Annotated in this window: 10 protein-coding genes; 3 read left to right on the top strand and 7 right to left on the bottom strand. The window is 40.3% G+C overall.

Annotated elements, in window-relative coordinates:
* Positions 1 to 83 precede the first annotated feature (83 nt).
* On the top strand, positions 84 to 1,229 hold the full coding sequence (locus MWU84_RS00005) for an IS91 family transposase (RefSeq protein WP_246896135.1): 1,146 nt from the start codon (positions 84 to 86) through the stop codon (positions 1,227 to 1,229).
* A 274-nt stretch (positions 1,230 to 1,503) separates the two neighbouring features.
* Here the strand turns inward: MWU84_RS00005 and MWU84_RS00010 are convergent, their stop codons facing one another.
* Entirely contained in the window at positions 1,504 to 1,941 is a 438-nt protein-coding gene (locus tag MWU84_RS00010; protein ID WP_085496281.1) for a c-type cytochrome, read from the bottom strand.
* 634 nt (positions 1,942 to 2,575) lie between these two features.
* Between MWU84_RS00010 and MWU84_RS00015 the strand changes: the two genes are divergently transcribed.
* The gene (locus MWU84_RS00015) at positions 2,576 to 3,406 is read left to right on the top strand and encodes a nuclease-related domain-containing protein (RefSeq protein ID WP_085496279.1); all 831 of its coding nucleotides are present in this window, start codon (positions 2,576 to 2,578) and stop codon (positions 3,404 to 3,406) included.
* A gap of 3 nt (positions 3,407 to 3,409) precedes the next feature.
* Complete coding sequence (locus tag MWU84_RS00020; protein WP_085496277.1) at positions 3,410 to 3,685, top strand: hypothetical protein; 276 nt, start codon at positions 3,410 to 3,412, stop codon at positions 3,683 to 3,685.
* 367 nt (positions 3,686 to 4,052) lie between these two features.
* On the opposite strand, the gene MWU84_RS00025 is transcribed toward MWU84_RS00020, so the two are convergent.
* From MWU84_RS00025 to MWU84_RS00050, 6 genes are all read right to left on the bottom strand, one after another.
* Positions 4,053 to 4,655: a hypothetical protein gene (locus MWU84_RS00025; protein ID WP_139827128.1), complete on the bottom strand. Its 603-nt coding sequence runs from the start codon at positions 4,653 to 4,655 to the stop codon at positions 4,053 to 4,055.
* A gap of 580 nt (positions 4,656 to 5,235) precedes the next feature.
* Positions 5,236 to 6,174, bottom strand: coding sequence for an alpha/beta hydrolase (locus MWU84_RS00030; RefSeq protein ID WP_111622090.1), 939 nt, complete (start codon positions 6,172 to 6,174; stop codon positions 5,236 to 5,238).
* Positions 6,175 to 6,288: 114 nt separating this feature from the next.
* Positions 6,289 to 6,852 (bottom strand): helix-turn-helix domain-containing protein, encoded by a 564-nt coding sequence (locus MWU84_RS00035; RefSeq protein ID WP_085496272.1) that lies wholly within the window; start codon positions 6,850 to 6,852, stop codon positions 6,289 to 6,291.
* A 588-nt stretch (positions 6,853 to 7,440) separates the two neighbouring features.
* Positions 7,441 to 10,170, bottom strand: a complete 2,730-nt coding sequence (locus tag MWU84_RS00040; protein ID WP_085496271.1) for a hypothetical protein — start codon at positions 10,168 to 10,170, stop codon at positions 7,441 to 7,443.
* A gap of 189 nt (positions 10,171 to 10,359) precedes the next feature.
* Positions 10,360 to 11,256 carry a signal peptidase I gene (lepB, locus tag MWU84_RS00045; protein ID WP_085496269.1) on the bottom strand — a complete coding sequence of 299 codons (897 nt, stop codon included), beginning with the start codon at positions 11,254 to 11,256 and terminating at the stop codon, positions 10,360 to 10,362.
* A gap of 72 nt (positions 11,257 to 11,328) precedes the next feature.
* Positions 11,329 to 13,020: an O-antigen ligase family protein gene (locus MWU84_RS00050; protein WP_085496267.1), complete on the bottom strand. Its 1,692-nt coding sequence runs from the start codon at positions 13,018 to 13,020 to the stop codon at positions 11,329 to 11,331.
* Positions 13,021 to 13,072 lie beyond the last annotated feature (52 nt).

A 13,072-nucleotide genomic window follows, 5' to 3' on the forward strand; every position in this document is an offset into this window, starting at 1 on the left:
ACCACGCTTACCTACCTGCACGTGGCACAATTGGGCAGGCAAAGGCCGTTCAGTCCGTTGGAGCGGCTTTACGATAAATAGGCATGGAACGCGCCGCTTACGAAGTGGCCCAGGTATTGGAACGCAACAGGGAACACCTGGCCGGCCTTTGTGCCAATAGCTGGCAGCTAAGGACCCTGCACGCCCTGCGCAAATGCCGGACCGCAGCATTGGGCGGGCATATCGACCGTTGCGACAACCCGGACTGCCATAGGCTGCACCTTAGCTACAACAGTTGCCGGAACCGCCACTGTCCCAAGTGCCAGGGACACAAACGGGAACAATGGATCAGGGCAAGGGAGGCCGAACTGCTGAACGTCCCTTACTTCCATGTGGTCTTTACCCTTCCATCGGAACTTAACAGGATATGCCTTTATGACCCCAAAACGATCTATAACCTTTTGTTCGCGACGGCCTGGCAGGTGATCAAGGGGTTTTCGTCCAACCCCAATTTTCTGGGGGCCGACCCGGGAATGGTCGCCATCCTGCATACCTGGGGCCAAAATCTGTCCCTTCACCCGCACCTGCACTGCATTGTACCGGGAGGTGGGATCTCAAGATCGGGCAAATGGAAACCCGCTAGGAACAAAGGGAAATATCTGTTCCCTGTAAAGGCAATGAGCAATGTATTTAGAGCCCGGTTCGTGGCAGGGCTGCGAAAAAGTCTGAAAAAAGAACTGCCCTGCGGATTTTGTGAAAGCCTTTTTAGAAATGAATGGGTAGTCTATTGCAAGCGTCCATTTTTAGGGCCGGCACAAGTGGTAGAATATCTTGGCCGATATACCCACAAGATTGCCATCGGTAACCATCGGATAAAGAATTTGGACGGTCAGGGCATTACTTTTTCCGTAAAGGATTACCGCCATGCAGGAAAGAAGTCCCTAATGCTGTTATCCGACAAAGAGTTCATCAGGCGGTTTGCAATGCATGTGCTCCCGAAAGGGTTCGTGCGGATACGGCATTATGGGATCCTGAGCAGTTCCAAGAAAAAAGAGTTGCTCCCAATACTGCAAAAGGTCCTGGGCGGTCAGGTGCCCAATGGACGGCCTCCCTTGAAACATCGCCGATGTCCTTACTGCCAGATCGGGATTATGGCGACCGTAGCGGTCTTCGACAGCCGTGGCCCGCCCAAAGCATGGTCGGACCGTTTGAAAAAAAGTGCCCCAAGGACAACGCTACAAGAAGCGTAAGGGGAGGCCCATGGCCAAAATTAAAATAACAGGAGGGAAAGGCCGCTCCGGAGAGTAAAATGGGCCAAGGAAATTAAAAAAGGCACCAGGACAGACCAGGAAAAGGGGCGACCACCAAATTATGGGAACCGCTCCGGCCTCAAGATCCATCTGAAAAACTCCATCAAACCATAGCAATCCCCATAGTAAGGGACAAACGGACCCGGTTCAGTCAACACTGCGTTCATGTTTGGCCGTACCGGCCACACGAACGCTTAGTTATTGTACCCAGTTTTTATTTTAAATATTCTATTAATAAATTCAGTTCTTTTTCTGTGTAATTAAATTTATGCATTGTTCCGTTATTGCCCCAAAAACCTTTAAGTTTTAATGCGTATTCATCTTTTGCTTTGAGTAAAGAATCTTGTTTGGTCAAATAAGTTTTTAAGTAAGTGGTTCCGACTTTTTCCACAACTCCAGCTAGATAGTTATGTCTCATTTCTTTTGACACGTGACATTTTCGACAATCTTCCATAAAAATTTTTTTTCCGAGTTCAAATTCAGGCGTTGTCTTTTCGGCTTGGACTACTGTTGGCTCATAATCAATTGTCTTTTGGTAAAATTCCGTAATTCCGGTTTTTTTAACCACAAAAATGAAAAGTCCGATGAGTAAAATCAGAATTATACTTGAAGCAATTAAAATCCGAAGTATAAGTTTTTTCGGGTTTTTCATTCAGATTACGGTTTTTCTCAAATTGGGTACAACTTGTTTATATAACTGTATGATACATCTTTATACCTCCAAAATGGAATAAAACTGAAGTAATAGTTCATTGTTTATTAACAGTATATAGGGTTATCCTTAAATGAATATATACCAAGTAGTGGGGGGAAGTACTTGTAGATCAAGTCCCTAAAATAGGTGTTAATTATCGTATTTTCTACGCTTTTCCATAAGATTTAGGCCCAAGCCTTATCATTTCTACGAAGTGCTATAATAATCCGATAAAATACGCAACTATTATGAGAATGGTTAATGGGTTATCTTATGAAGTTATTTGGCGGTGTTACCCACAATCATTTAAATATAGTTGATGGCTACTGATAGGTAAACCTCCTTGGGCTAACATCGAAACCTTGGTCACGGATATAAAGAAATCGCTTGCAACAGTTGCTTTAAAGATTGGTCCCCACTTGTGCAAACCGGCTACATTTTTTCATCACAAGCTACATGTTCCCACAACAATTAGGGTATAGCAACCGTTCTATACATGGTTTGCCATAACGTATAAAAAAGGGCGTGGGGATCCATTCGGCAAGCAGCATTGCATAACCATCCACACGCTACTGTCGGTAATTTACTTGTCATGACGGTCATCCACGGGCAAATAGGGACTTTAAAACAGATCAGGAAAACATTGGACGTCCATGGGATCAGTAGGTTCAATTCTACTGCCGACATCAATAGGTTCCTTAAAAACTTCGACAATGAAAGAGAGGAACTCTTCTTTAAGATCGAGCGCGATTTTGATCTGGAACTGGACAAAATGCAGGCCCAGGGGTACCACCTGGAAAAAGATTTTGATCTTTTAAAGACCACTGCCAAAGCTAATCTCAAAAACTATATAAGACGGCTGCATTCCAAATGTGACGTCTTAAGAAAACCTGCCAAGAATGCAGTTATGGAACTGCTATATTGGTATGGGTTACAATTCCTCCTCCTTATAAAGTACATCCTAGAAAAAAACTTTGACCGCATTGTAGGTCTGCGGGTACGTGGGAGTAAAAAACGGCTGGAAGTGGTCCTAAAGGCCATCAATGGGTATAGTGCCGATCGGCATGCCCTGATTTCCACACGTTGCGATGATCAATTTAGGAAGCTTCTCCATATGCGTTCGGTGGCCACCGATCTATTGCCCATGATTGCAGGGGCCGTTGGGGAAGATATGGTGGTAGGGGAACTGAAAAAATTATCCGGCAACCAGGTGTTGATCAATGATTTTTCCATTGTATTTGAAAACCCCCGCTATCATAAACAAACTAATTCGCGCATTCGTAGTATCCAAATAGACCACTTACTGATCAATACTTCCGGTATCTTTATCATCGAGACCAAAAATTGGAGCAAGGCATCCATTGCAAGCTTGGACCTTTGGTCCCCTTTACAACAGGTGCAAAGGGCAAATTTTGCGCTCTAAACCATGCTCCATGGTCATAGTACAAACACGGATCGTCTTCTAAGGGAGCACCATTGGGGAACCAAAAAAGTTCCCATTAGGAATATTTTGGCGATGATCCGTCACAGGCCCAGGGAAAAGTTCAGCAATGTCGCCGTAAAAACCCTCCAGGAACTCAATGCCTATATTGGGTATCATGAGCCCATTTTTGCGCCCGATGAGGTCCACCGGATTGCCGAATACCTACTAAAGATCAACAATAAAGGGTGTTTCACTTTCCCCGCGGGCAACCGAAAGTGATGTGTGCCCACCTAAATATGACATCGAACTCCATGCCTAAAAAGCCGCCGCCAAGCCTACTTGGAAGCGCAGCCTATAATCATGCAAAGAGGATCGGTAAGGACGATTGTTAAAACGCTAGTGCCCATGGGGGAAACTGGGGGATGGGTTTAGTTAACTGGGTGTTTTATTTCCATTCCTGTTTTAAGATACTATACACATAAGTTCCTGCACTTTCTCCATAGGATTGAACATTATAATTTCTCAACAATCCTTCTTTGACAGCTCCGAGTTGGTCTTTTCCATTTCGTTTTTTAATTCCACCCTAGTAAAAAATCCGGCAACGCAACAGTTGCATCCGAGTAAAAAGTCCATCGTACGGTTTGCATTATTTCAGCTGATTCTTCTTGTATTTTTGGATAAGTTTTTCCGCCCCTTTTAGCATAATCATATGTGAACTCGGATTTATTGTAGGTAAATTTTTATCATCAGGAAAAATAGGGTCTTGATGTTCCGTCTTTCCATAAACCTGAGAAGAAGAGATTAAAATTTGTGAATTTAAGTCATATATTGAAATTGAAACAGAAGCGCTATTACTGGAATTTTCTATTTGATTCGGGAAAGATATAGAACCAGCACCGTCACTAATAACATTTCCTCCAATATTGATAATGTAATCACAACCAGTGTCTCTTTTTAATTCTTTCAAATCCGAGTCCGATAAATCAAATTTAATTTTTGGTGCCACCAGTTTGGTACTTCGCAAATCGTTCATTTCAATCAAAGAGTCCCCAAGAATTTTTTTGAAATCTTTAAGTGAATGGTGATAGAGTTCAGTATCGAATATTTTCGAGTTTGATTGTGTTCTGTTGAGAATCCATTTCCCATTGCTAAAGTCCAATTGCTTTCCGGTATCGAAGAAATAATTGTATTTCGCACCGGCACAAGAATAAAGGGTAGAAATTATGAGTATTAAGTATATTTTTTTCATTGAAAATTTATATGCCATAATAGTTGGCAACATTATAGGATTAAATAATGTAAGACAAGGGCGCAGTTTTTTTGGTTCGCCGTTGAATTTTGAGATTTCGGTTTTGCGCTATCCTAGTGTCAAGTCAACGTTTAAATGACGGGTAAGGAATGATGGATCTTGAGTTGGGCCAAGGCGCAAAAAACGCACATAGCCGCCCGCGTGTCGCAGAAGCTTTAGCGGAGGCACTAGCTACGTAAGGATTTTTGCAACGCAGGAGCGGCTCAAGAGACACTTTAAATTACCCGTAGGTTTAGGCTTGACTGGACACTAACTATTGATTTGGATCCTTTTTATTTCTTACCAATTTAGGGAATTTTGGTTTGTGTATGGAGGATTTTTCTTTGCTTTCCTTAAGTGGTAATGATTAAATAGGAATGGCTGGCATTAATAACCGGGATATATTATTAACTGGCAGGCCACTTGGTAAGGGGAAACTAGGCTAAGGTTCAGTCAACACGGCGTTCATGTTTGGCTCCCGCAAATTTCGCGGGACAGGCCGTACCGACCACACGAACGCTTAGATATCAGCTGTAGTTATTTATTTTTCTTTGATATTGCTATTATAGTTTTCAATAATCAGTTTTGCTACCAATTCTGGATTTTGATAATATATGCCGTGGCTGTATTTTGGCAACAAAATAATTCTACTGTTATCATTGTCCTTTATCAAATCCGTGAAATGCTGTATTCTCAAATTATCGTATTCTTTCCACCAAGGCTTGAAATTAATTCCTAGATTAAGGTTCTTATTTAATTCTTCGTCTGGTTGTTCGATAGGTTTGTTATATGAAATAATTACCGTTGCAGCAATATTCCTATTCAATTCAGGTAAGTGTTGATATTCTTGAAAGTAACCCGATACACTAGATTTCAAAGCCCTTGTGGCATCATTCCTTGCTCCTTGGCCAAAACTATCATTTTCGGACATCATTTTCTGAATTAACAAAGACGTTTCCCGATAACCAGTAGCACTTTTAGATTTTATTCTTGCTTCTTCATCCTCTTCAACAGTCAACATAAAGTCGGTTGGGTCCGAAAAAACGAGCCCACAAACTTCGTTTGGGAACTTAGATGCGAATAATCTTATGTACGGTCCACCTATGGAATGCCCAACCAATAAATATGGTGGTTCAATGTTCAAGGTTGTTAATAAATTATGTAGTCGATCGGCAAGTTGAGAATCAGATGTTATTTCAGTATCTAGCTCTGATTTTCCAACTCCATTTCTAGCGTATTGAATACCCGAAATATTACTAGGTAGAAAAGGAAGAATAGGGCCAAAAGTTCCGCCACCTAATCCCGTTTCGAAAACAAGAATTGGTTCCCCTTTTTTTCTGTTTTCAATATTGAAGGATTTGTACGCTATTCTTTTGCCATCGACAACAACTAATTCGTTATCGTTATTTTGAGCATGATTTGACGGATTTAAGGCAATTACAAATAAAATGCTCAGAATTATTTTAAGTTCACTTCTCATATTTAGTGATTCAGATGTTTGTATTTTCTCCTGATGCAAAATTATTGGAGTAAATAGGAGAGAATTGAAAAAGACGTATGTCATTTTTACGCCATCTGTATGACAATGTAGGATTTAAAGAACATTTGGGACGAAGCTTAATACTTCCTTTTCTTTATTTATCTGAACTGATATATGTATTGTAATGATGATATTTGCTAACCCATAAGTTAAATAAGAGACTATTAAAATTATAGGAAATCCTCCATACCCTTTTCCTGCTAACAGGAATAGAATAACTAGGAAAAAAGGTAGTGCTAACATACTTAAAATTTGAAAATTCAAAATTTTCTTTCCAATAGTATTCATCTTTCTATCATTTCTATTCTTGAAAAATATAATTGATGGGAAAATAATATTACCAAATGGGATTACCAACATTGTTAAAACACTAAAATTCATAAGTTTCAATGTTTTTATGTTGTTTTTTACAAATAATTTGGGGTTACCTTCATCATGAAATATATCTGAGCTTTCAATGGATAAAGTTTTCGCTAAAGTTTTGAGGGTATGAGAACTTCCCGTTGACAATCCTTTTTCGATTCGCTGAATAGTTCTAATGGATATTCCAGAAGACTTTGATAACTCTTCTTGAGTCAGGTTTTTAAGTCTTCTATGCTCCTTTAAGCTATTCTTCATTGTGGTTTTCAAATTACCGTTAACATTATAGGATTAAATCAGGTAAGCCAAGGGCGCAGTTCTTTAATGTAACTATGCGGTCTCGGTTTTGCGCTATCCTTGCTACAGGGATTGGATCCTTTTTATTTTTTCCAATTTAGGGATTTTTAGTCAATAATATGCAAAGAGGTTGGACAGGAGCGGTGTTTGGCCAGCCAATTTAAGGGAAGGCACGAGCCAGTGGGGAATTTTATTTGTTTTCTTTAAAGTGGTACAATTTAAAACGGGATGGCTGGCACTGATGCATTAAAGAAAGCCTGTAAAGCGGTTTAAATAAGCTGGATTTTCTAAAAATTAGGACTTGTACAACGGCTGCCCGTGTTGGTTTTGTTGAAAGCTGGTTTGCAAAGGCCTCCAAAAATATCCGGTTACTTGCTGACCTAAAAAGAGAAACTGCCTTAAAAGGGAGTTATAGAAGTTTGTTTTTTTTATAATTTATTTGCTTGTGCAACGGTTACGTTCGTTTTATGGGACTTTAAAAAACTAGAATTTAACGTCTCACCAAACGCAGTTTCTTTTAACGAGGTGATGTACTTCATTTATTTGAACTCACTTTTCTGATACAACATAATGCTTCTTTCCATAACCGACGCGCCCGTCCCTTGAAATAGCCTCTACAACAATTATATAGTCGCCCGGAACGTCTCCATTATAAAAACGAGCCGATGCGCTTCCTGACTTATCAGTGCTCAGATGGGGTTGCCAGTGGATAAGTGCCCTAAGATCCGGCTTTTGTTCTTTGGTGGGAATCGGACTGTCGTATTTTGGGGTGTAGAATTCCATGACCGGGGAAAAGACCTCGACAGACGTATTAAAGGTGCCAGGTGTCGGCCTTATGGAAGTATTGATACCTAAACCGCCTTTGGTAACCACAGAAATGATATGTCCAAGAGATGGCGTATTCATGGGACTTACCTCTGGAAAAACACTCTGGTACAAGCTCCTAAAGGAACTGGCGTACTGGATAAGTTCTACCCGCTCTATAATTTCGGGGGACATATTGGACACCTGACCATATTGGTGTTTGTCAAGCGGTTTACCGTCGACGATCAATAAAGTCCCCTCCTTTTTTGGATTTCCCGGTACGATACCGCGTCCGGATTGATATCTTACGGCTCCATACTGTCCCGCTCTGACATGCGCAAGCATAAACCCGTCGCTATATTTTTCAATAAATACCTGATCTCCGTAATTGAAAAGAAGGATACTGTATAGCCCATAGGACCATTTTTTCTCCTTTGCCCTTAAATCATCTCCATTGACGATCCCATCTGGTTCTCCGTATTTGTCGTAAAGTTTTTTGCGCTCGGGACTTAAGAGGTTGTCGGTAACAATCACCTCGTCCAGTTGCGTAACCCCATAGAGGGAATCTAATATGGCTTCTGTTCGGACACGTTCCATTCCCGCCACGGCCACACTTCTGATCAGGGTATCCAGTTGACGAAAGGCCGGCCTACGATCATAGGTTACTTTTGGAGGCTTTGGGTTATTCAAATTGATCCTATAATCAAGTTTATTCCCCTTTTTTCCATCATCTACCGTAAGTAGGACCCGCATGGGTGGGCCATAGGTATCCTCCATCATGAACCTGAAGTTACCCAGACTATCGGTGGTTCCTGAGTAGAAGACCGGTGACTTTGAGAAGGAAGATAAGGTAAGCCCCACGCCTTCCTTAGAGAGTTTGCTCCTTCCGGGGGCCTGTACCGAGCCCCTGACCTCGAGGCGAGACTGAGGCCAATAAAGGGTCTTCTCGATGCGTTTTGCAGGATATTTGTAACGGCGCCAGCCCTGGGAGAGCATAAGGGCGTCGAGGTCCTGGGCACGTCCGGTATTCTGGGAATTAAAGTAGTAATCGGGATCCTCGATCGTTCCCCGCAGTTCCGAACTTAAAAGAAAGTAGGATTTAATGTTCCCAAACGTATGCTGGCCCTGTACTGAATTGATGGCCAAAACGGACAATTCTACGGGGCCCTGAACGGAATCTTGTCCCGTGATAAGGATATCCAATTGGGTAGGTTGGCGCCGTGCATACGTTTCCCTGTCCGTAGCCAGGTCCACCTTCAAATGGTCTTCGGTCTTTTCATTGAAGAACAGCCGCTCCGCAACGGTATTTTTGTTCTGGTCCATCAGGGTAAAGACGAGTATGCCCTCTGGCAATGCCTCCGATAAAAGGCTCTTGGACAGATATCCGTCTCGCAACGGACCCTCTATCATAATAAGATCCTGCCCCCGGCAAGAGACCTTGATATACACATTGCCGGAAAGGACATTTGAGTATACCCCCGCCCAAATATTTTTGCCAGTTCGTTGAACAGAGATAATACTTCCATTGGATGCCGATTTGGGCAAAGGGAATTTTACGATGGTTTTCGGTCCGTTCGTGGAACGAATTTCGGCATGGTAGGTACGGGAACTTTCGGCGTAAATTGAAAAATAGCCCATTCCCAAACGGTTTGACACAAAATCAATGATATGTTTCCCCCTGTCGTCGAAAACGGTTCCCTGGACCCTGCTTCCCTTGCCGTCGATGCCTATGGCCTTGTACGCTATCTTGTTGCTGTACCCCTCAATTAACGTACCGCTTTCAGGAAAGAATTGCAGGTCTACCTCGTTTTGATCCAGGACGACCGTTTCGGATAGCCCCTCTACTGTCACGGTCACCCAGCTAGGGTCTTCCAGCATCTCGTATTCAAATGCATAAGCTCCATGGCCATTTCTTTTTATAAGCAGGGTGTCGCTCCCCTTATCTCTTTCTATGGCGACCTGTACCTGCTTGGCCCCGGTCGATTCTATGGCGTCTGACCTAACCTTAGCGCTCAAAAGGAACCGCCCGTCACCTACTTTCTCCAGTTTTAGGGAATCCAATAATTTCGGGTTGTTTGAGGGCCAAGGAGCTACAATGTCCACGTAGCGCTTATAAATGAAATCATCCCCAAAGTTTCTGTTCCATTGGGTATAGGCCTGTACCAGATAGCGGCCCTCCGGCAAGCCCTTTTCGGGTTCAAAAGACCCCCTCCCTACCCCTTTGGACAACTTGACCAATTTACGCGACACGATTTTCCCGTCTGGACCAATCAATTCAACATGAAGTACACCGCTAATTTCCGTGAAACGGTGGGAAATTGCATCGGTTACGATGGCCTTGAACCAGATAGTTTGGTCGGTAGCGAACACTTCGGAGGCAAGCTGCAAATAGATCTTTTCGGGCGACCACCTATCTTGTGAAAAAACGGAGGTTGAAATCGACAATAATAGCAGAATGATAAACTTTCTTGACATTTTTATTTCGAATAGTAAACTTCTAACCAAACGCACACTTTAATATCTAGATATCTAGAGTTTGTACTTAAGTTAGTCATTTGAATTTATTTAAAATGAAATACCATCCTATTGGAAGGTATTAATGCTTTAAAAAATTTACTCTTTAAACATTAGCGACCTAAATACTTAAAGAAGAGAAAGCTTGTTTTATATTTTGAATATTACTTTTCCGATAATATTCTTTTGGGCAACAGGGCCAAATGACCTAGAGTCAATAGACTTGTTTCTGTTGTCCCCAATCATAAAATAGTAATCGTTTTTGAAAATATAAAATTCACTTTCTTTATTATCATAATAAAAAGAACATTCTTCTCCAATTTCACCCCCTTCTTCCCATTCCATAATATCACGATAATCCTTTATTTTGTTTGACTCAAAGCTAATCTTTAATCCTTTGTAGGGAATTACAAATTTATCCATGTTGTTTTCCGAATAGGGTGGGAATTGAATCATTGAGTTATTATGTTTGGCGTCTGGCTCGATTGCCCCGATCGAATCGACGCTTTTACAACCCATAAGCAATTTTTCCTGGTTCAAATCAAGATTGATTATAACGTAACCGGAATATTTCTGTATAATACTGCTTGAGTCCTTATTCATACACTCTTTTAAGTCATTAAAATTTCGGTACCAAACCTTTCGAAAATGACACGAGGTACGGGGAGGGTGTGCGTATCGCCCATTAATAAAAATATCCGTGTCTTTTATTTCAATTATGTCACCTGGCAGACCAACACATCTCTTCACGTATATCGTTGATTCTTTACCTACGCTGAAGACTAAAAGATCGTTTATTTTTGGTTTTTGCTTAAATTTCAGCTCTTTTAAGATTTTTGCTAGGGGGCTGCCGTAAAAAATCTTGCTAACAATTATAAAATCGTTTTTTTGTAAGGTGTTCTCCATCGAAGAACTTGGTATATGGAAAACATCAAAAAAAAATAACCTTAAAACAATCGTACTCAAAAAAAACCAAAATAAGACATTTAATAGCTTAAGAAAAAAAAAGCGAGCTATCTTTAGTCGTAAATTCAAACGCTTTTCCATAATTACAGTTATAATGATTTCATTTTTAATTGATTGTGCCTGCCGCAACCATAAACAACAGGTATTGTCGAATCAATCAACATAGTTCACACCTTGAAGTTTTAGAAAATTTTTTGCTCCATTTATTATTTCAAACGTTGTCTCGGAAGGAACTGTAACCTTTAAATTCAATATTCTATTAGCAACATTCACAGCATTTTCCATTTGATTGTTGTCGGAATACATTTTAAGCAATAAGTAATGGCTCCTAAAACTTCCTGGAACCATATTAATGGAACGTTGATAACATATTTCAGCATTTTTGTAATCTTCTATTTCCTTATAGCAATTCCCCAACACATTTTCTATTACGGAATTATTAGAATAATTCTTGGCTTTGCTCAATATATTAATGGCAGCATATGTATCCTTTGCACTATATAAAGCCAGACCATAGTCGGTAAGGAACTTCCCGTCGGTATCAAAAAACGGGTATATTAACCTGTAACCCTTAACTGCCAAATTAAAATCTTTATCCAAATAATTTTCGTGGGAATTATTCCAAACATAATAAGCTTTTGCTAGTTTCAGTGTCTTATAAAACAGTAAGCAAGAGATAGATAGACTAATCAATAGTATGTAAAATGATCTTGATTTTGATTTATTTTGGGGTTTAAAACGGTTGCAAAAGGAACTAGCCTGGTTTGCAGATAAAATTGCCACGTAAAGGATTAACACCAATTTAATAGGCAGAATTTTAGAAGGATACGAGAATAGTGAGAAGATAATTATCGACAAAATTCCGGCCATTGCCATCTCGTACAATGGTTCATTTTCTTTTAAAGTCCCTCTTCTAATAATTAAAAAATATAGCACTAGCAACAAAATTGACAATCCTAATATTCCATTTTCTACGGAAAACTGTAATGGTTCGTTAAAGGCATAAGCTGTATTCCCTGCCCTTAGCGCCATTTTTATGTTATTGTGTTTTTCAAAATATTCTGACTGATAAAGCATATAGTTACTATGGAACCTGTCATAGCCAAAACCCATAACAGGCCTATCTTTCAACATTTCCACAGTAGTTTTCAATATCAACAACCTCCCTTCAGTTGACCCTTTTTTAAAATTATATATAAAAATAATGGAAGTAATCATGCAACATATTGCCCCCAAAACCAACAAAACCTTTACAACCCTTTTCTTTGTGTTTTTTTCAAAAAAGGACTGAATATTCTTGCGATAGATATATCCTACAGTAAAGAAAATAACAATAAAGGCGGCTCTCGATCTTAATGCAGGAATTATTGTCACACACCCAATAATGTTTAAAACAACAGCAAAGTGAACGATTGCTTTTCGTATATTAATATATTTTTTCCCATCTTCAATTAGGAAATTACCATTCTTTAAGAACTGTAGGCCAATTGGAAAAACGGCTACCAAGTAACCACTGTAGGGGCCACTGTTAAAAAAACCACCTGTTACCTTTAAAACCGAACTGTTAGATTCTATCAAGCCGTATAATTGTAACCATCCTATAATGATTTGGATATTGGCACCGATAATGGCCGCAATAAGTAGCCAAGAATGATGTTTAGGTGTAAGCGATTTTATCACAAAATACAATGCCAGCAACCCCAGCAATTCGTAGAACCTTATTGAAAAACCGTAAGTGGGTTGAAAAAAATATCTATTGAACGTTATATAAACCACGAGTAGAAGAATTGAAATATCTATCCGGCCAATAGAAAAGGATTCATCAGAAACTTTCAGCTTTCCCAAAAATAAGCAGACGATTAATAGGGTTGCGAGTAAGAATATAATAAATTTTCCG

It is taken from the genome of Arenibacter sp. F20364 (assembly GCF_023015905.1).
Taxonomy (GTDB): Bacteria; Bacteroidota; Bacteroidia; order Flavobacteriales; family Flavobacteriaceae; genus Arenibacter.